The 20,950-nt window shown below is 68.7% G+C and carries 20 protein-coding genes and 1 tRNA gene; 9 read left to right on the top strand and 12 right to left on the bottom strand.

What is annotated here, in order from left to right; all coding sequences use genetic code 11:
* Positions 1–135 precede the first annotated feature (135 nt).
* The 6 genes from lpdA to ACFPN9_RS28225 all read right to left on the bottom strand — a co-directional run bounded on the left by lpdA (position 136) and on the right by ACFPN9_RS28225 (position 7,151).
* Positions 136–1,575 (bottom strand): dihydrolipoyl dehydrogenase, encoded by a 1,440-nt coding sequence (gene lpdA, locus ACFPN9_RS28250; protein WP_066717504.1) that lies wholly within the window; start codon positions 1,573–1,575, stop codon positions 136–138.
* 15 nt (positions 1,576–1,590) lie between these two features.
* Positions 1,591–2,931, bottom strand: coding sequence for a pyruvate dehydrogenase complex dihydrolipoamide acetyltransferase (locus ACFPN9_RS28245; RefSeq protein ID WP_066717507.1), 1,341 nt, complete (start codon positions 2,929–2,931; stop codon positions 1,591–1,593).
* A gap of 15 nt (positions 2,932–2,946) precedes the next feature.
* Positions 2,947–4,380 carry a pyruvate dehydrogenase complex E1 component subunit beta gene (locus ACFPN9_RS28240; RefSeq protein WP_066717510.1) on the bottom strand — a complete coding sequence of 478 codons (1,434 nt, stop codon included), beginning with the start codon at positions 4,378–4,380 and terminating at the stop codon, positions 2,947–2,949.
* A 57-nt stretch (positions 4,381–4,437) separates the two neighbouring features.
* Positions 4,438–5,418 (bottom strand): pyruvate dehydrogenase (acetyl-transferring) E1 component subunit alpha, encoded by a 981-nt coding sequence (gene pdhA, locus ACFPN9_RS28235; RefSeq protein WP_245282463.1) that lies wholly within the window; start codon positions 5,416–5,418, stop codon positions 4,438–4,440.
* Between the two features lie 296 nt (positions 5,419–5,714).
* Positions 5,715–6,026: an FtsB family cell division protein gene (locus tag ACFPN9_RS28230; protein ID WP_066717524.1), complete on the bottom strand. Its 312-nt coding sequence runs from the start codon at positions 6,024–6,026 to the stop codon at positions 5,715–5,717.
* A gap of 36 nt (positions 6,027–6,062) precedes the next feature.
* Positions 6,063–7,151 carry a hypothetical protein gene (locus ACFPN9_RS28225; protein ID WP_066717526.1) on the bottom strand — a complete coding sequence of 363 codons (1,089 nt, stop codon included), beginning with the start codon at positions 7,149–7,151 and terminating at the stop codon, positions 6,063–6,065.
* A gap of 140 nt (positions 7,152–7,291) precedes the next feature.
* Here ACFPN9_RS28225 and ACFPN9_RS28220 point away from each other — a divergent pair.
* Positions 7,292–7,366: transfer RNA gene (locus ACFPN9_RS28220), tRNA-Lys, on the top strand.
* A gap of 91 nt (positions 7,367–7,457) precedes the next feature.
* On the opposite strand, the gene ACFPN9_RS28215 is transcribed toward ACFPN9_RS28220, so the two are convergent.
* Complete coding sequence (locus ACFPN9_RS28215) at positions 7,458–7,751, bottom strand: hypothetical protein (protein ID WP_156446424.1); 294 nt, start codon at positions 7,749–7,751, stop codon at positions 7,458–7,460.
* A 167-nt stretch (positions 7,752–7,918) separates the two neighbouring features.
* Between ACFPN9_RS28215 and ACFPN9_RS28210 the strand changes: the two genes are divergently transcribed.
* Positions 7,919–8,143, top strand: coding sequence for a hypothetical protein (locus ACFPN9_RS28210; RefSeq protein ID WP_066717530.1), 225 nt, complete (start codon positions 7,919–7,921; stop codon positions 8,141–8,143).
* 25 nt (positions 8,144–8,168) lie between these two features.
* Here ACFPN9_RS28210 and ACFPN9_RS28205 read toward each other — a convergent pair whose 3' ends face one another.
* A complete protein-coding gene (locus ACFPN9_RS28205) occupies positions 8,169–8,396 on the bottom strand; it encodes a hypothetical protein (RefSeq protein ID WP_066717533.1) in 228 nt (75 codons plus the stop codon).
* A gap of 207 nt (positions 8,397–8,603) precedes the next feature.
* Here ACFPN9_RS28205 and ACFPN9_RS28200 point away from each other — a divergent pair, with 207 nt between their 5' ends.
* Positions 8,604–9,206 (top strand): PRC-barrel domain-containing protein, encoded by a 603-nt coding sequence (locus ACFPN9_RS28200; RefSeq protein WP_066717538.1) that lies wholly within the window; start codon positions 8,604–8,606, stop codon positions 9,204–9,206.
* Positions 9,207–9,261: 55 nt separating this feature from the next.
* Here ACFPN9_RS28200 and ACFPN9_RS28195 read toward each other — a convergent pair whose 3' ends face one another.
* A complete protein-coding gene (locus ACFPN9_RS28195) occupies positions 9,262–10,797 on the bottom strand; it encodes a bifunctional ADP-dependent NAD(P)H-hydrate dehydratase/NAD(P)H-hydrate epimerase (RefSeq protein WP_067254880.1) in 1,536 nt (511 codons plus the stop codon).
* Positions 10,798–11,098: 301 nt separating this feature from the next.
* Between ACFPN9_RS28195 and ACFPN9_RS28190 the strand changes: the two genes are divergently transcribed.
* Both ACFPN9_RS28190 and glnA read left to right on the top strand, forming a co-directional pair.
* Entirely contained in the window at positions 11,099–11,437 is a 339-nt protein-coding gene (locus tag ACFPN9_RS28190; RefSeq protein WP_066724541.1) for a P-II family nitrogen regulator, read from the top strand.
* Positions 11,438–11,530: 93 nt separating this feature from the next.
* Complete coding sequence (glnA, locus tag ACFPN9_RS28185; protein ID WP_066724542.1) at positions 11,531–12,940, top strand: type I glutamate--ammonia ligase; 1,410 nt, start codon at positions 11,531–11,533, stop codon at positions 12,938–12,940.
* Positions 12,941–13,077: 137 nt separating this feature from the next.
* On the opposite strand, the gene ACFPN9_RS28180 is transcribed toward glnA, so the two are convergent.
* Positions 13,078–14,310, bottom strand: coding sequence for a glycosyltransferase (locus ACFPN9_RS28180; RefSeq protein ID WP_377817967.1), 1,233 nt, complete (start codon positions 14,308–14,310; stop codon positions 13,078–13,080).
* Positions 14,311–14,399: 89 nt separating this feature from the next.
* Entirely contained in the window at positions 14,400–14,582 is a 183-nt protein-coding gene (locus ACFPN9_RS28175) for a hypothetical protein (protein ID WP_066724552.1), read from the bottom strand.
* Positions 14,583–14,791: 209 nt separating this feature from the next.
* On the opposite strand from ACFPN9_RS28175, the gene parE reads away from it, so the two are divergent.
* The 3 genes from parE (at position 14,792) to ACFPN9_RS28160 (ending at position 18,379) form a co-directional block, all read left to right on the top strand.
* A complete protein-coding gene (gene parE, locus ACFPN9_RS28170; protein ID WP_066724554.1) occupies positions 14,792–16,885 on the top strand; it encodes a DNA topoisomerase IV subunit B in 2,094 nt (697 codons plus the stop codon).
* A 204-nt stretch (positions 16,886–17,089) separates the two neighbouring features.
* Positions 17,090–18,010 (top strand): LysR family transcriptional regulator, encoded by a 921-nt coding sequence (locus ACFPN9_RS28165; protein ID WP_066718385.1) that lies wholly within the window; start codon positions 17,090–17,092, stop codon positions 18,008–18,010.
* A 114-nt stretch (positions 18,011–18,124) separates the two neighbouring features.
* Positions 18,125–18,379 (top strand): hypothetical protein, encoded by a 255-nt coding sequence (locus ACFPN9_RS28160; protein ID WP_156446459.1) that lies wholly within the window; start codon positions 18,125–18,127, stop codon positions 18,377–18,379.
* 3 nt (positions 18,380–18,382) lie between these two features.
* On the opposite strand, the gene ACFPN9_RS28155 is transcribed toward ACFPN9_RS28160, so the two are convergent.
* The gene (locus ACFPN9_RS28155; protein ID WP_066718390.1) at positions 18,383–19,078 is read right to left on the bottom strand and encodes an alpha/beta fold hydrolase; all 696 of its coding nucleotides are present in this window, start codon (positions 19,076–19,078) and stop codon (positions 18,383–18,385) included.
* 161 nt (positions 19,079–19,239) lie between these two features.
* Here ACFPN9_RS28155 and ACFPN9_RS28150 point away from each other — a divergent pair, with 161 nt between their 5' ends.
* Entirely contained in the window at positions 19,240–20,793 is a 1,554-nt protein-coding gene (locus ACFPN9_RS28150) for a DEAD/DEAH box helicase (RefSeq protein WP_066718393.1), read from the top strand.
* The last annotated feature ends 157 nt before the right edge of the window (positions 20,794–20,950 follow it).

Below are 20,950 nucleotides of genomic sequence, written 5' to 3'. Positions count from 1 at the left end.
GGCGCCGTCATCCCGGGAGCAGCGAAGCGGAGACCCGGGATCCATGCCTGAAGCGTTCCGGCATGGATCCCGGATCGGCGCGGCTGGCGCCGCTTGTCCGGGATGACTCCGGTCTATCGGGTCAGTAGGCGATCTCTAAGCGTTCAGCGCCTTGCCATAGGCGTCGAGCACGCTCTCCTTCATCACCTCCGAGATCGTCGGATGCGGGAAGACGGTGTGCATCAGCTCTTCCTCGGTGGTCTCGAGGTTCATCGCCACGACGAAGCCCTGGATCAGCTCGGTGACCTCCGGCCCGACCAGATGCGCGCCGAGCAGCTTGCCGGTCTTCGCATCGAAGATCGTCTTGGCAAGGCCGGAATCCTCGCCGAGCGCGACCGCCTTGCCGTTGGCGACGAAGGGGAAGCGGCCGACCCTGATCTCGTGGCCGGCGGCCTTGGCCTTGGCCTCGGTCAGGCCGACGCTGGCGATCTGCGGGTGGCAATAGGTGCAGCCCGGGATCATCGTCTTGTCCATCGGGTGCGGATGGAGGCCCTTGATCGCCTCGACGCAGATCACGCCCTCATGCTCGGCCTTGTGGGCGAGCATCGGCGGGCCGGCGACGTCGCCGATCGCGTAGAGACCCTTCACATTGGTGCGGCAGAGCCCGTCGATGACGATGCAGCCGCGATCGGTCTTCACGCCGAGCGCTTCCAGCCCGAGATTCTCGATGTTGCCGACGACGCCGACGGCCGAGATCATGCGGTCGGCGGTGATCGTCTGCTTGCCGCCCTTCTCGTCCTCGATATGGGCGGTGATGCTGTCCGCCCCCTTCTCGACCTTGGTGACCTTGGCCGAGGTCAGGATCTTGATGCCCTGCTTCTCGAAGGCCTTGCGGGCGAAGGCACCGATTTCGGCATCCTCCACGGGGACGACCTGCGGCATCACCTCGACCACCGTCACCTCGACGCCCATGGTCCGGTAGAAGGAGGCGAACTCGATGCCGATGGCGCCCGAGCCCATCACGAGCAGGGACTTCGGCAGCTTGGCCGGCACCATCGCCTCGAAATAGGTCCAGATCAGCTTGCCGTCCGGCTCGATGCCGGGCAACGCGCGCGGGCGGGCGCCGGTCGCGACGATGATGTGGTCGGCGGTGTAGGTGCCCTCGCCCTTGGCGTTCTTCGGCGGCGGCACCTGCGGCTGCATCGCCGGCTTCTTCGTCGGCGCGACCTGGACCGTGCCGGGCTTGGTCAGCACGGCTTCGCCCCAAATCACGTCGACCTTGTTCTTCTTCATCAGGAACTGGACGCCGTTGTTCATCCGCGCCGCGATGCCGCGCGAGCGCTTCACGACGGCCTCGAGATCGGCCTTGAAGCTGCCTTCCAGCACCAGCCCGTAATCCTTGGCGTGCTGGCCGTAATGCAGGATCTCGGCCGAGCGCAGCAGGGCTTTCGTCGGGATGCAGCCCCAGTTCGAGCAGATGCCGGCGAGATGCTCGCGCTCGACGATCGCCGTCCTGTAGCCGAGCTGCGCCGCGCGGATCGCCGCGACATAGCCGCCGGGGCCGGAGCCGATGATGATGATGTCGTAGTCAGCCATGGTGATTCTCCGGCCTCACACCAACATCGCCATCGGCTTCTCGATATAGCCCTTGAAGGCCGCCAGCAGCTCGGCGCCCAGCGCGCCGTCGACGGCGCGGTGGTCGGTCGAGAGGGTCACCGACATCACGGTCGCGACCGCGAGCTGGCCGCCCTTGACCACGGCGCGCTGTTCGCCGGCGCCCACCGCCAGGATCGTCGCATGCGGCGGGTTCACCACCGCGGCGAAGTCCTTGACGCCGAACATGCCGAGATTGGAGACCGCCGTCGTGCCGCCCTGATACTCCTCGGGCTTCAGCTTGCGGGCCTTGGCACGGGCGGCATAGTCCTTCATCTCGTTCGAGATCTGGCTCAGCGTCTTGTGGCAGGCGTCGCGGATAATCGGGGTGATCAGCCCGCCGGGGATCGAGACGGCGACGCCGACATCGGCGTGCTTGTGCTTGAGCATGGCGTTCTCGGTCCAGGAGACGTTGGCGTCCGGCACCGCCCGCAGCGCCAGCGCCAGCGCCTTGATCACCATGTCGTTGACCGAGAGCTTGTAGGCCGGCTTGCCGTCCTTCTCGGGCGCGGCGGCGTTGAGTTCGGCCCGCAGCTTCAGCAGCGCGTCGAGATCGCAATCCACCGTGACGTAGAAATGCGGGATGGTCTGCTTCGACTCGGTCAGGCGGCGCGCGATGGTCTTGCGCATGCCGTCATGCGGGATCTCCTCATAGGAGCCGGGCGCGAAGAGCTTCTTGACCTGCTCGTCCGAGGGGCCGGTGGCCAGCGGCGCAGCGGCGGGCTTCGGCGCGGCCGCCGGAGCCGCCGTCACCGGTGCGGCGGCCGGAGCGGCCTTGGCGCCGCCGCCGGTCTTGGCGGCCTCGACATCCTTCTCGACGATGCGGCCATGCGGGCCCGAACCCTGGACCTTCGACAGGTCGAGCCCGGCCTCCTTGGCGAGCCGGCGCGCCAGCGGCGAGGCGAAGGGACGCTGGCCGGAAGACGCGGCCGGCGCGGCCGCGGGAGCAGCCGGAGCGGCGGCGGCCGGCGCGGCCTTGGGCGCCTCGGCCTTGGGAGCTTCGACAGCTTTGCGAGTCTCGGCCTTGGCCGGCGCGCTGGCGGCGCTCGCATCCTCGCCCTCGGCGGCGATCACGCCGATGATCTCGTTGACCGCGACATCGGCCGTGCCCTCCGGCACGACGATCTTCGCCAGAATCCCCTCGTCGACGGCCTCGACCTCCATCGTGGCCTTATCGGTCTCGATCTCGGCGATGATGTCGCCGGACTTGATCGCGTCGCCTTCTTTCTTCAGCCATTTGGCGAGATTGCCCTTCTCCATCGTGGGAGAGAGCGCGGGCATCAGGATGTTGGTCGGCATCGGTTGCGCCCCTTCTCAGCGATAGCAGACGGCCTTGGCCGCCGCGACGACCTCGCCGATGTTCGGCAAGGCGAGCTTCTCGAGGTTCGCGGCATAGGGCATCGGCACGTCCTTGCCGGTGACGCGGGCGACGGGCGCATCGAGATAGTCGAAGGCGGCTTCCATGATCCGCATGCCGATCTCGGCGGTGACGCCGGACTGCGGGAAGCCCTCCTCGACCGCGACGCAGCGGTTGGTCTTCTGGATGGAGGCGACGACGGTCTCGATGTCCATCGGACGGATCGTGCGCAGGTCGATGACCTCGGCCTCGATGCCCTCCTTGGCCAGCGCCTCGGCGGCGCCGAGCGCATAGGTCATGCCGATGCCGAAGGAGACGATGGTGACGTCGGTGCCCGGGCGGGCGACCTTGGCCTTGCCGATCGGGATCAGGAAGTCGTCGCCCTTGGGCACGTCGAAGGAGCGGCCGTAGAGGATCTCGTTCTCGAGGAAGATGATCGGATTCGGATCGCGGATGGCGCTCTTGAGCAGGCCCTTCGCGTCGGAGGCGCTGTAGGGCATCACCACCTTGAGGCCGGGCACGTTGGAGTACCAGGCGGCATAGTCGTGGCTGTGCTGGGCGCCGACGCGGGCGGCCGCGCCGTTGGGGCCGCGGAAGACGATCGGGCAGCCCATCTGACCGCCGGACATGTAGAGCGTCTTGGCGGCGGAGTTGATGATCTGGTCGATCGCCTGCATGGCGAAGTTGAAGGTCATGAACTCGACGATGGGGCGCAGGCCGGTCAGCGCGGCGCCGACGCCGATGCCGGCGAAACCATGCTCGGTGATCGGCGTGTCGATGACGCGCTTGGGGCCGAACTCTTGCAGCAGGCCCTGCGTCACCTTGTAGGCGCCCTGGTACTCGGCGACCTCTTCGCCCATCACGAAGACGTCGCCGTCGCGGCGCATCTCCTCGGCCATGGCATCGCGCAGCGCCTCGCGGACCGTCATGCTGACGATCTCGGCGCCGGCGGGGAACTCCGCGGAGGCATCGTAGCTCTTCGGCGTCGCCGGCGGGTTGGCGACGGCAGACTCCGCCTTGGGAGCGGCGGCGACCTGCGGCGCCTCCCCGACCGCGGCCGGCGGAGCCGACTGCGCCGCCTGGGGCGAACTCTCGGCCGGCTTGTCGGACTGCCCGGCGCCGCCGCTGGCGGCCGCCTTCGCATCCTCGCCTTCGGCGGCGATGATACCGATCGGCGTATTCACCGCGACGTTCTCGGTGCCGTCGGCGACCAGGATCTTCGCAAGGATGCCCTCGTCGACCGCCTCGACCTCCATGGTCGCCTTGTCGGTCTCGATCTCGGCGATGATGTCACCCGCCTTGACGCTGTCGCCCTCGGCTTTCAGCCACTTGGCGAGCTTGCCCTGCTCCATGGTGGGCGAAAGGGCAGGCATGAGAATGTCGATCGGCATGAACGCACCCGGAATGATTGGACGAGGCGAAAGGGGAAGGCGGTGCGGCTCCGGCCCTCAGGCCTTCGCCGGCTCCAGCAGGATGTCCGTGAACAGTTCCGACGGATCGGGCTCGGGGTCGTGCGTCGCGAATTCGGCCGCGTCGTTGACGATCTCGCGGACCTTTGCGTCGATCGCCTTGAGCTCGTCCTCGCCGACCTTGAAGTCGCGGGTCAGGCGGCCCCTCACCTGCTCGATCGGATCGTGCTCCTCGCGCATGCGCTGAACCTCGTCCTTGGAGCGGTACTTCGCCGGGTCCGACATGGAGTGGCCGCGATAGCGATAGGTCTGCATCTCGAGGATGTAGGGGCCCTTGCCGCTGCGGGCGTGTTCGATGGCGCGGGTCGCGGCGTCACGGACGGCGCGGACATCCATGCCATCGACCTGCTCGCCGGGAATGCCGAAGGAGACGCCGCGGCGGGAGAAGTCGGTCTGGGCCGAGGCGCGGCTGACGGCCGTGCCCATGGCGTAGCGGTTGTTCTCGATGATGAACACGACCGGCAGCTTCCAGAGCTGGGCCATGTTGAAGCTCTCATAGACCTGGCCCTGATTGGCCGCGCCATCGCCGAAATAGGCGAGCGAGACGCGCCCGTCCTCGCGGTACCAGTTGGCGAAGCCCAGCCCGGTGCCGAGCGAAACCTGGGCGCCGACGATGCCGTGGCCGCCGTAGAAGTTCTTCTCGCGGGAGAACATGTGCATCGAGCCGCCCTTGCCGCGCGAATAGCCGCCGCGCCGCCCGGTGAGCTCCGCCATCACGCCGCGCGATTCCATGCCGCAGGCGAGCATGTGGCCGTGGTCGCGATAGCCGGTGATGACCTGGTCGCCCTCCTTGGACGCCATCTGCATCCCCACGACGACCGCTTCCTGGCCGATATAGAGGTGGCAGAAGCCGCCGATCAGCCCCATGCCGTACATCTGGCCGGCCTTCTCCTCGAAACGCCGGATCAGCAGCATCTCGCGATAGGCGTGGAGGTCTTCCTCCTTGGTGAAGGTCGCCATGTTGCTCGGCGCGGGAGCGGCCGCCTTGTCGCCGCCGGCCTTGGCTGATCGTGCCTTGGCCGGCTTGGCGGCGGGCTTGGCTGGGGCGGGGGCTTTCGTCTTGCGCGCGGCAACGGCCATCGGCGGTCCTCCAAGGTCATTCAACCTTGGTTGTAGAGGATCGCAAAACCCTTGGCGAGGCGGCTATCTCGCATTGCAGCATCGGCCAAGCCCTTGCAAAGGCTTGTCATTTTCTACGTAACTGAAATCGAGTTAATCGATACGTCCGGGACTATTTGCCGGCAATCGGCAGGGCCTCAGCGGCCCATCAGGATGACGTCGTTCTTGTGGACGCGGCCGAGGCTCTCGCGAGCGCGTTCCTCGAGCACATCACGGTCCACCGCCTCGTCGCGCACCAGCGACAGCCGATGCTCCCAGAGCTTGCGCTCTGCGGTGAGCCCGGCGAGTTCCGCTTCCACATCGCGCAGCGAGTCGTGCAGCGTGTCGCGGGCCTCGAGGCCGCGCGAGCCGTGCTGGGCGTGGAACATGAAATAGCTCACCGCCGCGCCCGACACGAGGTAGAGCGCGAGAGTGACGAGGAAGGATCGGACGCCGCGGCGGATGACCATGCCCGCAAGCGTTAGGCCGGGTTGGTTTCCGACCGGTTAACGGGCGGGCACGATCACGCGTGCGGCCCCGTCGGGTTGGACCGGCCCGCCCTTCGCCAGCGAGGTGATCTCCCCCTCCAGCCGCCGCGCGATCGGCAGGCGGAAATGCAGCGGGTCCCAGTAGTTGTCGTCCCGCAGGGTGATCGGCGAGGGCCGGGCATAGTCGATGAGCGCCGCACCGCGGCGCTTCGCAAGCGCGGCGACAGCGTCCTTGCAGGCGGCCCAACGTTGGGCGGCAACCGAGCCCTCGCGCGGCGATGTCGCATGATGCGCCGGCGGCAGCACGAGCAGCAGCCGCGTGCCGGCCGGGAAGCGTGCCAGCGCGTCGTCGAGCCAGGCCAAGGCCGGGAAGCGCCATCCGGCTCGGGTTTCGGGCGCGACCGTCTCGGCGGGGACCAGCGGCCCAGAATCGGGCGGAGGCTCGGCACCGCCATAGAGATGCCAGCGCGCACGCGCCGCGTCATAGAGCTCTTCGGGCGGGGTGAAGACCTCGTAGCCGTCGCCGCGGATCCGCTCCGGCATCAGGCCGAGCCGGTGTGCCAACAGGCGGCCGGCGATCTCGAGCGTGGTCAGGTTCATCAACTCCGCCCAATCGCGCCAGCGGATGCCGTCATAGAGCCAGGGGGGAAAGGGCCGCGGCGTCAGGCGCTTGGCCTCGTCGGTGGCATCGGCCTCGCACCAGGTCGCGTCGATGCCCCAGAGAACCGTCCGCGGCACGGCGACCTGGCGGGCGAAGAGCCCGGCCATCTGCAGCTGCTCCCAGGGCGTGGCGGCGTTCATCGCGAGATTGGCGAAGCGTCCGCCAAGTCCCTGAGAGAGGATCGCCGGGTCGAGCAGGCGCATGGTCGAAGTGCCGAACACGGCCGAGTCGAAGCTGCCCGAGCGGACGAGCTGCGGGTACATGAAGCGCTGGTTGATATCCATGATCGGCCGCGCCGGCTGGCCGGCGGAAACGCGCAGGCCAAAGGGATCGAGGGCCGCGGCGAATCCCCAGAGCGTCAGAAGCGTCGCCAGCGCCGCCCCGAGAAACCACGCCGTCCAGCGCGTCCAGGCCGCCTCCGCCCGCGTTTCCCGCGCCTGCTCCATACCGCTTTCGTCCCGCGTCCCAGCACCATCAGGCCGCGCCGGGATGGCCGGCGCGCCGCAATGCCGCGCTTCTGGCACGGATTCCGTCGCCGGAACAATGTTGACCCGCGGGCGGGGCGTCCGTATGTCAGCGCCGGTGAGGGCGGGTAGCTCAGTGGTAGAGCACGTGACTTTTAATCATGTGGTCGAGGGTTCGATCCCCTCCCCGCTCACCACGCGCCGGGCTCTGACAGCTGCAGGCGCCTGAGGCTCAGCAGCCTCGCCCTCCCGATTTCCGCGTTCGAGAGCCCGCCAGCCGGGCGCCCCTCACCCCAGCCGCTTCGTCGGCGCGCGCTGGCCCGGTGCGACGCCGGGATGAGGCCCGCGGTAGAGCTTCCCGCGCTCGTGATAATCGCGGTAGCTCCCGAGCCCGAGCGCCGGCCAGCCGGGATCGACATAGCCGAGCAGTTCGTCGCAGCGGTGCCGCTGGCGCTCGGCGGCCGAGGTCGCGTCGGCGCACATGATCACCTGGCCACGCTGCCAGAAGGCGTCCGCCGGTGTGACCTGAGCGAGGATGAGCCCCAGCGCGACCCCGCAGCTGGCAGCCATTGATCGCGTCATGAGGTGCCCTCCTGGCCCGGCCGACGGCCGTATCGCGCCGTCCTTCACGGGCGCATCACGCCCGAAACCCTTTGAGGAAGGCTTAAGCATCGGGATCGCCGGTGCACGGGAACAAGCCCCGCGCCCGCGGGTAGACGAGAGAGCGAAGCGAAACAGGAGTCATCGCCATGCGCGTCGATGTCAGCCAGCCCACCAACCCCGGCGAGCCTCACCAGCCGAGGATCCGAATCGAATCGGTGGAAGATTACGAGCAGGCGACGCGGCGGATCGCGGCGCTCGATTCGAGCAGCTGCGGCGAGACGGAGAAGCGGGAGCGCGCGGCACTTGTCGAGGCCGTCGCCGCCTGGGACAGGCGCCACGACGACGCCTCGGGCTGGACCGATACGCCCTGAGCGCGCCTCTCCCTGCCGCGTTCGGTCAGATATCGTTGCTGGAGTTCAGTTCGCTCGGCCGCAGCCCCTCATCGATCGCATCGATCGCATTGTTCGGATCGGCCGGGCTCGTGGATGACTGGCTGATCCACTCGCGCAGGATTGCCGACAGTGCATCCGAGCGGGTCGCAGAGGGCCCCAACTCGTGGCGGTAGCGATCGAGCGCAGCCGCTTCGTCAGCCTCGAGCGCGATGGTCACGGCGGTGTCGCTCATGTCGATTGTCTCTCCGCGGCCCGCAGGGTTCGGCCATGCGGGCGCAACGCCCGGATATCGTCCTGGTTCCCGCGCAAACGGGGCCGTTAGCGACCCAATTCCTGCAAAAAGATCAAAGCGAGGATGAACCTTCGCTCCTCTCGCCGGTTGATCCCACAAGCCGCCGAGAGGCGGACCGATCTGCAACACGATCCCGAGGAGGACCTCATGTTCAAGCACCCCATCGCCGCGACCTCGCTGGCCCTGGCCCTGATGAGCGCGACGGCCATCGCCCAGACCTCCGCTCCGGCTCCGAGCGCCCCGAGCGCTGCGCCGAGCACCACCGCGCCCTCGACGGCGGCGCCCGCCGCGACCGGCACCCAGACCCTCGCCGCCCAGAATCAGGCGATGCGCGGCAACTGGCGCGCTTCGAAGCTGATGGGCGTCGACATCTACGGCCCCGACAATGAGAAGGTCGGCGATGTCACCGAAGTCCTGATCGACCAGTCCGGCAAGATCACCGGCGTCACGGTCGGCGTCGGCGGCTTCCTCGGCATCGGCACCAAGGATGTCGCGGTCAAGTTCGAGGAGGTGACCTGGAGCATGCAGCCGATGGCCTCCACCGCCTCGGGCACCGCTGCGACCGGCACCAACGCGACCGGTACGACGGCAACCGGCACCACGGCGACGGGTACGGCCGCCACCGCGCCGCGCGCGACGGGCACAGCCTCCACCACCGCGATGGACCAGATGTATCCGGACCATGGCAAGATCAACATGACCAAGGATCAGCTCAAGGCCGCCCCGGCCGTGACCTATTCCAACACCTGATCCGGCCCTCCAGCCGTCAGGCGTGAGGCCCGCCCGCGAGGGCGGGCCTTTTGCGTCAGCGCTCCGCGCCGCTCCAGTCTTCCGGCCCGGCGTCCTGCAGCTCGCGAAGGAGCGGCGGGATCGCCTCTGGCAGATCGTCGGCGACGAGTCCCACGCCCCTTGCCTCGCCCGCCCGTCCATGCAGCCAGACGGCGGCACAGGCCGCCTCGAACGCCGGCATCCCTTGAGCCAATAGCCCCGCGACCATACCGCCGAGTACATCGCCCGATCCCGCGGTCGCCAGCGCCGGGCAGCCGGTCGCGTTGATCGCGGCGCGCCCCTCCGGGGCGGCGATGACAGTGTCGGCCCCCTTCAGGACGACGACCGCACCGATCTCAGCCGCGGCGCGGCGGGCGCGATCGAGCTTCGACCCGCCACCCGAGTCGCCGAAGAGCCGGGCGAACTCGCCCTCGTGAGGCGTCAGCACGCATGGGGCGCCGCGCCGGGCGATCTGGCGCCCGGCCCGTGCGGCCGACCCCGCCAGGATCGTCAATGCGTCGGCATCGAGCACCGCGGGGACGGACGAACGCAGCACCGCCGCGACGGCTTCCCGCGCCTCACCATCCAGCCCTAGCGCCGGCCCGACCAGCACGGCCGAGAGGCGCTTTTCGGCCAGAAGTCGCTCCAGCGCTGCGCCGTCCGCCACCGCCCGCTGCATCAACGCGTCCGGTCCGCGCGCCGCATGAGCCGCCAGCGCCTCCGGCCGGCAGGCGATCGTCGCCAGCCCCGCCCCAATCCGCAAGGCGGCTCGAGCGCTGAGCCGGGGAGCGCCGACGCCCGCAAGGCCGCCTGCGACGACCAGAACGGCGCCGCGGCGGTACTTGTGCGTATCCGGCGCCAGCACCGGGAAGCTCGCGCGCCACAGACCGGGCGCGTTGCGAAAGAGCACGGCAGGCCGCTCCGGCGTGAAGACGACGTCGGCGCGGATGCCGATCTCGGCGAGGGTGACGAGGCCGCAGAGCGAGCGGCCCGGCATCAGCAGATGGCCGGGCTTGAGGCGGAAGAAGGTCACCGTCTCGGTGGCGCGGATCACGGGCCCTTCGCTCCCACCCGTATCGCCCGAGAGTCCGCTCGGCACGTCGACGGCGACGACGGGGCGGCCAGCGGCATTCACCGCCTCGACCAGCTCAGCCACCGCCCCCTCGAGCGGCCGGTTCAGCCCCGCGCCGAACAGCGCATCGACGATGAGCCCGTAATCGGCTGGCCTGACGCCGTCGATCGGCTCGATCGGCCCGGTCCAGGCCGCGGCCATCCCGGCGGCATCGCCGGAGAGCCGCTCCCGCTCGCCCGCCAGCGCGAGCGTCACCGGCCTGCCTCGCCGGGCGAGCAGGCGCGCCGCAACGAAGCCGTCGCCGCCATTGTTGCCGGGACCGCAGAGAACGAGGATTCGCGCGCCCGGCGGTGTCCGGCGATCGACCGCGTCGGCCACTGCGCGGCCGGCCCGTTCCATCAGGGCGGCGCCGGGTGTGCCGGCCGCGATGGTGAGCCGATCGGCCTCGGCCATGCCGGCGACATCGAGGAGGGCGAGATCAGAGTCGACAGCAGCGGCCATGTCGCATCTTCCCGGAGTGCCCCACGCCCCGCAAGACCTCTGCGACTGCAGATAATTGATTACCGATTGGGCATTTGCCTATTTTATTGCCCGTTTTCTGCCCCATCATCGCGCAGCCGGCTCAGCGGTGTTGCGTAGCGAGAGCGCGACGCCGATGCTATGAGCAGAGACGAAATGTCGTACGCCGACGCTGGCGATCCGGGCGGGGCTCGCGCCGGCGCATAGGTGGCGGCAATTCGGCGGAAACGGCGGGTCCCGGACCATCCGGAACCCCTTTCGGCGCAAGGAGGCCGGTCGGCGCATGAAGAAGATCGAAGCGATCATCAAGCCGTTCAAGCTGGACGAGGTGAAGGAGGCGCTTCAGGAGGTCGGCCTGCAGGGCATCACCGTTCTCGAGGCCAAGGGCTTCGGGCGGCAGAAGGGCCACACCGAGCTCTACCGCGGCGCCGAATACGTCGTCGACTTCCTGCCGAAGGTCAAAATCGAGATCGTCCTGGCCGACGAGATGGTCGACGGCGCGATCGAGGCCATTATGAAGGCCGCCCAGACCGGCCGGATCGGCGATGGCAAGATTTTTGTATCGACGGTGGAGGGGGCGATCCGCATCCGCACCGGAGAAACCGGCGCGGACGCGATCTGAGGGCTCATCCCGACCCGCAAGTTCGTCGGCCCGGCGGTCATAGGACCCCGCGGATCGCATGAGTTGAGAAACGACCATAAGAGGAATGCTGAGATGAAGAACGCCAAGGATGTCCTCAAGGCGATCAAGGACAACGACGTCAAATATGTCGACTTCCGCTTCACCGACCCGCGCGGCAAGTGGCAGCATGTGACGTTCGACGTCACGATGATCGACGAGGACATCTTCGCCGAGGGCACGATGTTCGACGGCTCCTCGATCGCCGGCTGGAAGGCGATCAACGAGTCCGACATGCTGCTGATGCCCGATCCGACGACGGCCGTGATGGATCCGTTCTTCTCGGCGGCCACGATGGTCATCACCTGCGACGTGCTCGAGCCGGCGACCGGCGAGCCCTATGGCCGCGACCCGCGCGGCATGGCCAAGAAGGCCGAGGCCTATCTGAAGTCAACCGGCATCGGCGACGCCATCTATGTCGGCCCCGAGGCCGAGTTCTTCGTCTTCGACGACGTCAAGATCGCCGCCGACCCGTACAACACGGGCTTCAAGCTCGACAACGTCGAGCTGCCGATCAACGGCATGACCGAGTACGAGGGCGGCAATCTCGGCCACCGCATCGCCACCAAGGGCGGCTACTTCCCCGTCCCGCCGCAGGACTCGGCGCAGGACATGCGCGGCGAGATGCTCGCGGCCATGGCGGCGATGGGCGTCAAGGTCGAGAAGCACCATCACGAGGTCGCTTCGGCCCAGCACGAGCTCGGCATGAAGTTCGACACGCTGACGCTGATGGCCGACCAGATGCAGGTCTACAAATACGCGATCCACAACGTCGCGCAGAGCTACGGCAAGACCGCGACCTTCATGCCGAAGCCGATCTATGGCGACAACGGCTCGGGCATGCACGTCCACCAGTCGATCTGGAAGAACGGCAAGCCGATCATGGCCGGCAACAAGTATGCCGACCTGTCGCAGGAGTGCCTCTGGTACATCGGCGGCATCATCAAGCACGCCAAGTCGCTGAACGCCTTCACCAACCCGTCGACCAACTCCTACAAGCGTCTGGTCCCGGGCTATGAGGCGCCGGTGCTGCTGGCCTATTCGGCCCGTAACCGCTCGGCCTCCTGCCGTATTCCGTGGACGACCTCGCCGAAGGCCAAGCGCGTCGAGGTCCGCTTCCCCGATCCGATGGCGAACCCCTATCTCGCCTTCGCGGCCATGCTGATGGCCGGCATCGACGGCATCGTGAACAAGATCGATCCGGGCCCGGCCATGGACAAGGATCTCTACGACCTGCCGCCGCGCGAGCTGAAGAAGATCCCGACGGTCTGCGGCTCGCTGCGCGAGGCGCTGGAGGCGCTCAAGAAGGACAACGCCTATCTCAAGGCCGGCGGCGTCTTCAACGACGACTTCATCGAGAGCTATATCGAACTGAAGATGCAGGATGTGGCGCGCTTCGAGATGACGCCGCACCCGGTCGAGTTCGCGATGTACTACTCCTACTGAGGATTTCGGCCGGCCTCCGAGGCCGGCCGCGAGCTTCCTCCCGACCGTGCGTTTCGCGGTCCACCTTTGCGGCCGGGGTGGCGACACCCCGGCCGTTTTTTGTCTCGATGCGCCAGCGGCGCAGGCTATCGCTGCGGTCAGGCGGCCGCGACCGCCGTCTGCGATGCGTCGGCAAGGGTCGCGTAAGCGGCGATGGTGCGCGCGACATGGCGCTCGACCGTCAGCGGGTCGGCCCAGTAGTGCCGGTAGGCTGCGGCTCCCATGCGGGAAACCGTCTCGTCGTCTTGCAAGCGGGAGAGCGCGGCGGCGAGGCCGTCGGCATCGCCGCCCTCGATCAGGATCCCGTCCTCGCCGTCGCGGATCCAGCCGGCCGGCCCGGTGGTGCGGGACAGCACGACCGGAACGCCGCGCGAGCGGGCCTCGGCCACGACCAGCGGCCCGGGCTCGTACCAGAGCGACGGCAGGACGAGACAACGGGCCCGTTCGATCTCCTCGAAGACGCGGTCGGCCGGCAGCCAGCCGGCGATTTCGGCGGCGGGATTGGCCTGCAGGATCTCGCTACGAAGCGGGCCTTCGCCGACGAAGCGTACCGGCATGCCCGCCTGCTGCGCCGCCCGGGCCAGGATGTCGCCGGCCTTCTCCTGGGTGAAGCGCCCCAGAAACAGCGCATGCCGGTTCGCGCCGACATCGGCCGGCGGGCGCTTCTGCGCCTCCATCATGTTCTCGACGACGATGTGACGGGCCTGGCGCGGCAGGAACGGGCGGGCGACGTCCCGGGCGAAATCGCTGACATGGATGAAGAGCGGCCGGGCCAGCGCCCTCATCGATTCGTCGGAGCGCCATTGCCGCGCGATGCGGACGAGCTTGTGGGCGTAGCTCTCGCGGTCGCAGTTCGCCGCCATGCAGCCGCCCGACATCGGTCGGCGTCCGCAGGGGCGCCCCACCTTGAAGTCGAAATAGCCGCCGGTCGGGCAGAACGAGAAATAGTCGTGCATCGTGATGGTAACGGGCAGTCCGCTGCCGCCCGCGGCTGCGATGGCCGCGGGGCTGAAGGCCTTGGTCCACTGATGCAGATGAACGATGGTACCGGGCGGCTGCTGCCTGAGCAGCGTGGTCAGGAACGCATGCGCCGCGCCGTTCCAGATGCCCTGCCGGGCGGCGGCGATGCGGCCGCCGACCTTCCAGATCTCCTCGCCCTCGAAACGTCGGACCTCGATACGAGGATGGTCGAGGCGAGGCGAAACGGGGCCGATCGCACAGGCAAAGACGATATCGACGCCGGCTTCGGCGAGGCCGCGTGCGCTCTCGATCGCCACCTTGGCCGCGCCGCCATTGACGGCACCGAAATCGCTGACAATGACGCAACGCATGGGCACAGCATCCCCTTTTGCGCGCAGGCTAGCGCGAAAAGGTTGATGGTTTGCCGTGGCCGCGCGGCTGTATTCCCGGACAGGCGGGGTCAGCGGATGCCGGGAACCAGCCTTCCGACCATGGCGGACAGCCCCGCCGAGAGCCTAGCCCGCCAGCCGGTCTGCGAAGGACCTTCGCCGGTGCCGACGACATCATGGCCGAACGCCTCGCCGGCGCAGCGCGCCGCCCGTTCCAGACCCTGCAAGGTGATCCGCGATCCCATCTGGGCCATGTCGTTCCCCCTCACCTCGGCGCCGGCGTCGTGACCGCTGACAGCGGCCGCCGGTCGTCATTGCGACAACATTGCCGCACCCTGCCTTAACGCGGCTTGAACAGGCCGGTTCCCAGCGAGGCGGCGTCGCTGTAGGACAGGGCCCAGACGCGTCCGGGGAGCCATCTGGGCTATCATCACCCCTGGCGAATCGGGGACTGCGGACCGACATGGCGGATAATGGCGATCTCTTCGGCGGCCAGCCCGATGGTGCGGCGCCTATGACCGCAGCTGCGGCGTCGAAGCCGGCGCGCGCCGCGACCGCGGCTGCCGTGCGCCAGCAGCCGGCCGCCGCCGCGCCGCCGCGCAACGGCACGCTGTCGGAGACCGGCTACGACGCCTCCGCCATCGAGGTGCTGGAGGGTCTGGAGCCGGTCCGGCGCCGGCCCGGCATGTATATCGGCGGCACAGACGAGCGCGCCCTGCACCATCTCTTCGCCGAGGTCATCGACAACGCCATGGACGAGGCGGTGGCGGGCCATGCCAGCTTCATCGATGTCGAACTGCTGGAGGACGGCTCGATCGCGGTGACCGACAATGGCCGCGGCATCCCGGTCGATCCGCACCCGAAGTTTCCCGGCAAGTCGGCGCTCGAGGTCATCATGACCACGCTCCATGCCGGCGGAAAATTCGACTCCAAGGCCTATGAGACCTCCGGCGGCCTCCACGGCGTCGGCGTCTCGGTGGTCAACGCCCTGTCGGACCGGCTCGAGGTCGAGGTCGCGCGCGGCAAGGTTCTGTATCGCCAGGTGTTCTCGCGCGGCCTGCCGCAGGGACCGCTGGAGACGGTCGGGCCCGTCGCCAACCGCCGCGGCACCCGCGTGCGCTTTCATCCCGACGCCGAGATCTTCGGCGAAGGCGCGCATTTCGTGCCGGCGCGCCTGTTCCGCATGGCCCGCTCCAAGGCCTATCTCTTCGGCGGCGTCGAGATCCGCTGGCGCTGTGCACCGTCACTGCTGAAACCGGAAGGCGATGTCGCGGCGGAGGCGGTGTTCCGCTTCCCCGGCGGCCTGCGCGACTATCTCGCCCGCGAGATCGAGGGCAAGGACCTCGTCGCCGAGCCGATCTTCGCCGGCAAGATCACCCGCGAGGGGAGCCATGGCTCGCTCGAATGGGCGGTCGCCTGGCTGGCGACGGGCGAGGACGGTTTCGCCTCCTCCTACTGCAACACCATTCCCACGCCCGAAGGCGGCACCCATGAGCAGGGCCTGCGCATCGCGCTGCTGCGCGGCCTGCGCGACCATGCCGAGCGCATCGGCCAGTCGAAGCGCATGGCGCAGGTCACCTCCGACGACGTGATGGCGACCTGCGCGGCGATGCTCTCCGTGTTCATCCGCGAGCCCGAATTCCAGGGCCAGACCAAGGACAAACTCGCGACGCTCGAGGCCGCGCGCATCGTCGAGAACGCAGTGCGCGATGCCTTCGACCACTGGCTCGCCCAGGCGCCGCAGCAGGCGCTCAAGCTGCTCGACTGGTCGGTCGACCGGGCCGAGGAGCGTCTGCGCCGCCGGCTCGAGAAGGAGGTCTCGCGCAAGACCGCGACGCGCAAGCTCAGGCTGCCCGGCAAGCTCGCCGATTGCTCCAATGCCGGCGCCGCGGGCTCCGAACTCTTCATCGTCGAGGGCGATTCCGCCGGCGGCTCCGCCAAGCAGGCGCGCAATCGCGCGACGCAGGCGATCCTGCCGCTGCGCGGCAAGATCCTCAACGTCGCCAATGCGACGCGCGAGAAGCTCAACCAGAACCAGCAGCTCGCCGATCTCATCCTGGCGCTCGGCTGCGGCATCGGCAGCCAGTTCCGCGAGGACGATCTGCGCTACGAGAAGGTCATCGTGATGACCGACGCCGATGTCGACGGCGCGCATATCGCCTCGCTGCTGGTCACCTTCTTCTGGCGCCAGATGCCGCGGCTGATCGAGAAGGGGCATCTCTATCTCTCGATCCCGCCGCTCTACCGGCTGCGCCATGGCGGCAAATCCGTCTATGCCCGCGACGACGCCCATAAGGACGAACTCTTGGCGACGGTGTTCAAGGGCAAGAAGCCCGAGATCGGCCGCTTCAAGGGTCTCGGCGAGATGATGCCCGCCGAGCTCAAGGAGACGACAATGGACCCGTCCAAGCGCATCCTGCTCAAGGTCATGGTCGACCATGAGGCGCGCGAGGAGACCTCCGACACGGTCGAGCGGCTGATGGGCAACAAGCCGGAGGCGCGCTTCCTCTTCATCCAGGAGCGTGCCGCCTTCGCCGGCGAACTGATCGACCTGTGATTTGGGCGGAGGCCCCGCGGCGCGTTGAGCCCCGCATTCCTGCCGGGTTGGCCGGCAAAGCTGTCGGGCTGCCGGGCACGCTCGCGCCGGCCATGATCCGGGCATGTCGCACGAACCGCCTTGCCCCGCCCCACCCCGAACGCCCCTGCCCCATGATCCCGACGGTCTCGCCGACCATCCTTTCCGCCACGGGGCGCTGATCCGATGGGGCCCGCTGCTTCCGCTGCATCTCGACGCGACGGCGATCTGGCGGCGCCCGGCTGGGACGACATCGGCATCTTCCACGCCATCGCCGAGAGCGGGTCGCTGGCCCTGGCTGCGGTCCGGCTCGGGCTGAGCGAGGCGACGACGGCACGCCGGCTCAAGGCCTTCGAACAGCGTCTCGGCCTGCAGCTCTTCCGCCGCGGCGCCAACCGGCTGATCCCGACGGAGGCCGGCGCGGCGCTGGCGCGTGAGGCGGAGGGTGTCGCGGCCGCGGTCGCCCGCTTCGCCAGCCGCGCCCGGGCGGAGCGCCCGGAGGCCTCGGCTCCGGTGCGGGTGACGGCGACGACCTCGATCAGCCTGTTCCTGACCAAGCATGCCGGCACGATCTCGGCCGGCGCCGGCGGCGTCGAGATCGTCATCATCAGCACGCGGCAACGTCTCGATCTCGCGCGGGGCGAGGCCGACATCGCGGTGCGGATGAGCCGCATCCCGCAGGAGCCGGGTCATTTTGGTCAGAAGGTCGGGCGCCTCGTCCAGGCGCTCTATGTCCGCCGCGATGTCGATCCCGCGCGCGCGCCGATCATCTCGGTCAGCCGCGAGACCTCCTCGCGCATCGACGAGCACATCCTCGGCTATGCGGCCGGGCGGCCGATCGCGGCCCGGGTCGGCGATTCCGCCGCGCGCTACGAGAGCGTGCGCTCGGCCGGCGCGGTCTCGATGGTCCCCTGCTTCATGGGCGACACCGACCCGCTGCTGCGGCGCCTCGAGCCGCCGCCAGACCTCACCGCCGACGAGATTTTCCTGGTGACGCACGAGGTCTCGCGGCAGCGGCCGGCGGTCGTCGCCGTGCTGGCGGCGCTGCGCCGGCTGTTCCGCGACCATCGCGCCGCGCTCGAGGGGCTAAGCCCGCCGGGCGCATGAGATCAGCCGCATTCGAGCGATCGCTGGAAGGTTTCGCTAACCCTCCCTTTACGGCTGGCGGCGCACAATCTCCGCATCGGGGCTGGGGGATGCCCCCTGATGCGGGAGGGCCCGATGCGGCTCGTCGAACTCTTCTGGAAGAACGAGCGCGGCACGCTCGTCGCCAACATCGCCAAGGCCGGCGCGGCGATCGCCTTCCTCTCCGTGCTCGCCGCCAATTTCGTCTCGAACCAGACGGCCCATTTCGACCGCGAGCGGCTGGCGCAGGTCGCCGCGGCCGCCACCGGCAACAAGAGCGACCCGATGACCACAGGCTCGCTGCGCAAGGCGGCGGAGACGAAGCTCGACCCCTGCGTCGTCCCGCGCTGATCTTCAGCCGAGCCAGGCTAGCAGTTCTGCCGTCACGGCCTCGGGCTGCTCCAGCGTCGCGAGATGGCCGCAGCCCGGCAGAATGACGAGCCGCGCCTGCGCACCGATACCTTGGGCAATCTCCGTCGCCTCGGCCGGCGGCGTAATCGCATCCTCCTCGCCCACCAGCACCAGAGTCGGCACGGCGATGGCCGAAAGGCCAGGCCGCGAGTCCGGCCGGCCCATGATGGCGCGCTGCTGACGGATGAAGCCTTCGGGCCCCACCGTCTCGGCCATGGCGCGCACCAGCAGACGCAATTCCTCGTCGGCGAGGCGCGACGGCGCCACCAGCTTCTGCCAGAGCAGCGTCGTGACGTTGTCGAAGGCGCCCTTCTCGGCGAGCGCAATCATCTGCTCACGCGGAGCATTGGTTTCCGGGGTCGGAGGCTTGGCGGTCGTGTCGAGCAGGGCAAGGCGCGTGACGCGCTGCGGCGCCTGCCGCATCACCTCGAAAGCTGCATAGCCGCCCATGGAGAGCCCGCAGAGGGCGAAGCGTTCCGGTGCCGCCGCCAGCAGGCGTCCGACCAGTGCTCCCAGGCTCTCGTCGCGATCATTGTGGGCGACCATGACCGAGCGTCCCGGCGCAAGAGCCGGCCACTGCGGAGCGTAGAGACGCGCATCGCAATTCAGTCCCGGAATGAGGACAAGCGGTTCAGTCATGGTATTCGGGCTCCTTAGGGCGCTAGTTGATTGACTTTGCCCTGCTTTTTCTGCATTGCACAGCAGTCCGAAGGCGCGCAGGCACAGACGTCGCGCCACCGTCGCGGTTGATCAGGTCATCCCGCCACGTGTCACCGACCCTTGAAGAAGCGCAATCATCGATGTCCTTTGCCGAACTCGGCCTGAGCGAAAAGGTTCTGACAGCCGTCACGACCGCAGGCTATGACACGCCCACCCCGATCCAGGCGCAGGCCATTCCGCATGTACTGGCCCGCCGCGACGTCCTCGGCATCGCCCAGACCGGTACCGGCAAGACCGCCGCCTTCACCCTGCCGATGCTGACGATCCTCGAGAACGGTCGCGCCCGGGCCCGGATGCCGCGGACTCTCATCCTCGAACCGACGCGCGAACTTGCAGCCCAGGTCGAAGAAAACTTCACCCGCTACGGCGTCAACCAGAAGCTCTCGGTCGCGCTGCTGATCGGCGGTGTCTCCTTCGGCGACCAGGACGCCAAGATCACCCGCGGCGTTGACGTGCTGATCGCGACCCCGGGCCGCCTGCTCGACCATGTCGAGCGCGGCAAGCTGCTGCTCACCGGCGTCGAGCTGCTCGTCATCGACGAGGCCGACCGCATGCTCGACATGGGCTTCATCCCGGACATCGAGCGGGTCTGCAAGCTGGTGCCCTTCACCCGGCAGACCCTGTTCTTCACCGCGACGATGCCGCCCGAGATCACGCGCATCAGCGAACAGTTCCTGCACAATCCCGTGCGCGTCGAGGTTTCGCGCCCGGCGACGGCGGCGAAGACGATCACGCAGCGGCTGATCGCCTCCAACGGCCAGGATTTCGAGAAGCGCGACACGCTGCGCAAGCTCATCAAGGAAGCCAAGGACCTGCAGAACGCGATCGTGTTCTGCAACCGCAAGCGCGATGTCGCGACGCTGCACAAGTCGCTCCAGAAGCACGGCTTCCCGGCCGTCTCGCTGCATGGCGACATGGACCAGTACGCCCGCATGGCGGCGCTGGATTCCTTCCGCACCGGCGAGAATCCGATCCTCGTGGCGAGCGACGTCGCCGCGCGCGGGCTCGACATTCCCGCCGTGAGCCACGTCTTCAACTACGACGTCCCGACCCATGCCGAGGATTATGTCCACCGCATCGGCCGTACCGGCCGCGCCGGGCGCCTCGGCGCCGCCTTCACCATCGTCACGCGCCATGACGAGAAGCTCGTTGCGGCGGTCGAGAAGCTGATCGGCCAGTCGATCACCTGGGAAGAAGGTCGCGGTCTCGACGACCTGCCGCCCGCTGCCCCGCGTGAAGACCGCCCCTCCCGCGGTGGTCGGGGCGACGAACGTCGCGGTCGTGGCGGCGAGCGTGGTCGCGGCCGCTCCGAGCGCGGCCCTCGTGCGGAACCCGAAGCCGCGCCGCGTCCGATCCGGGTCGAGCGCCCCGCCGGCGAGGAGGATGCCGCTCCGGCGCGCCGCCGCGGCGGTAGTGATGGTCCGACCCGTACCAAGATCCGCGGCGAGGCCGCCGTTGCAGCACCGGCCGCCCGCGAGGAGCGTGCGCCTCGAGAGCAGCGCGCCCCGCGCCATGCCGAGCCGCGTGCGCCCCGCGTCGAGCCGCGCCGCCGCGACGAGGATGACGGCCCCAAGGTGAAGGGGCTCGGCGACCATGTGCCGGCCTTCCTGCTGCGCCCCGTGCGCGTCGGCTGAGCGCGGGCGATCAACGGCATTTTAACCGGCCTTGCCTAAGGTCACGTCGTGAGGCGGCCAGCGGCCGTCCCACGGACGGGCGCATGCCACCGGTCAGACGGACAGGATGTCCCGCTTCGATTTGCAATCGAGGCTCTCGCGGCTCCCGCCGCGCTCT

Origin of the sequence: Allobosea massiliensis (assembly GCF_042655245.1) — a bacterium.
Classification (GTDB): Bacteria; Pseudomonadota; Alphaproteobacteria; order Rhizobiales; family Beijerinckiaceae; genus Allobosea; species Allobosea massiliensis.
Note: the sequence above shows the minus strand (reverse complement) of the source record. Positions and strands in the feature narration are given on the sequence as shown.

What these genes read in the sequence shown, in the direction of transcription:
- lpdA (WP_066717504.1), bottom strand. Translation starts at nt 1,575, where the DNA reads ATGGCTGACTACGACATCATCATCATCGGCTCCGGCCCCGGCGGCTAT.
- ACFPN9_RS28245 (WP_066717507.1), bottom strand. Translation starts at nt 2,931, where the DNA reads ATGCCGACCAACATCCTGATGCCCGCGCTCTCTCCCACGATGGAGAAG.
- ACFPN9_RS28240 (WP_066717510.1), bottom strand. Translation starts at nt 4,380, where the DNA reads ATGCCGATCGACATTCTCATGCCTGCCCTTTCGCCCACCATGGAGCAG.
- pdhA (WP_245282463.1), bottom strand. Translation starts at nt 5,418, where the DNA reads ATGGCGACCTTCACCAAGGAGGAAGACCTCCACGCCTATCGCGAGATG.
- ACFPN9_RS28230 (WP_066717524.1), bottom strand. Translation starts at nt 6,026, where the DNA reads ATGGTCATCCGCCGCGGCGTCCGATCCTTCCTCGTCACTCTCGCGCTC.
- ACFPN9_RS28225 (WP_066717526.1), bottom strand. Translation starts at nt 7,151, where the DNA reads ATGGAGCAGGCGCGGGAAACGCGGGCGGAGGCGGCCTGGACGCGCTGG.
- ACFPN9_RS28215 (WP_156446424.1), bottom strand. Translation starts at nt 7,751, where the DNA reads ATGACGCGATCAATGGCTGCCAGCTGCGGGGTCGCGCTGGGGCTCATC.
- ACFPN9_RS28210 (WP_066717530.1), top strand. Translation starts at nt 7,919, where the DNA reads ATGCGCGTCGATGTCAGCCAGCCCACCAACCCCGGCGAGCCTCACCAG.
- ACFPN9_RS28205 (WP_066717533.1), bottom strand. Translation starts at nt 8,396, where the DNA reads ATGAGCGACACCGCCGTGACCATCGCGCTCGAGGCTGACGAAGCGGCT.
- ACFPN9_RS28200 (WP_066717538.1), top strand. Translation starts at nt 8,604, where the DNA reads ATGTTCAAGCACCCCATCGCCGCGACCTCGCTGGCCCTGGCCCTGATG.
- ACFPN9_RS28195 (WP_067254880.1), bottom strand. Translation starts at nt 10,797, where the DNA reads ATGGCCGCTGCTGTCGACTCTGATCTCGCCCTCCTCGATGTCGCCGGC.
- ACFPN9_RS28190 (WP_066724541.1), top strand. Translation starts at nt 11,099, where the DNA reads ATGAAGAAGATCGAAGCGATCATCAAGCCGTTCAAGCTGGACGAGGTG.
- glnA (WP_066724542.1), top strand. Translation starts at nt 11,531, where the DNA reads ATGAAGAACGCCAAGGATGTCCTCAAGGCGATCAAGGACAACGACGTC.
- ACFPN9_RS28180 (WP_377817967.1), bottom strand. Translation starts at nt 14,310, where the DNA reads ATGCGTTGCGTCATTGTCAGCGATTTCGGTGCCGTCAATGGCGGCGCG.
- ACFPN9_RS28175 (WP_066724552.1), bottom strand. Translation starts at nt 14,582, where the DNA reads ATGGCCCAGATGGGATCGCGGATCACCTTGCAGGGTCTGGAACGGGCG.
- parE (WP_066724554.1), top strand. Translation starts at nt 14,792, where the DNA reads ATGGCGGATAATGGCGATCTCTTCGGCGGCCAGCCCGATGGTGCGGCG.
- ACFPN9_RS28165 (WP_066718385.1), top strand. Translation starts at nt 17,090, where the DNA reads ATGGGGCCCGCTGCTTCCGCTGCATCTCGACGCGACGGCGATCTGGCG.
- ACFPN9_RS28160 (WP_156446459.1), top strand. Translation starts at nt 18,125, where the DNA reads ATGCGGCTCGTCGAACTCTTCTGGAAGAACGAGCGCGGCACGCTCGTC.
- ACFPN9_RS28155 (WP_066718390.1), bottom strand. Translation starts at nt 19,078, where the DNA reads ATGACTGAACCGCTTGTCCTCATTCCGGGACTGAATTGCGATGCGCGT.
- ACFPN9_RS28150 (WP_066718393.1), top strand. Translation starts at nt 19,240, where the DNA reads ATGTCCTTTGCCGAACTCGGCCTGAGCGAAAAGGTTCTGACAGCCGTC.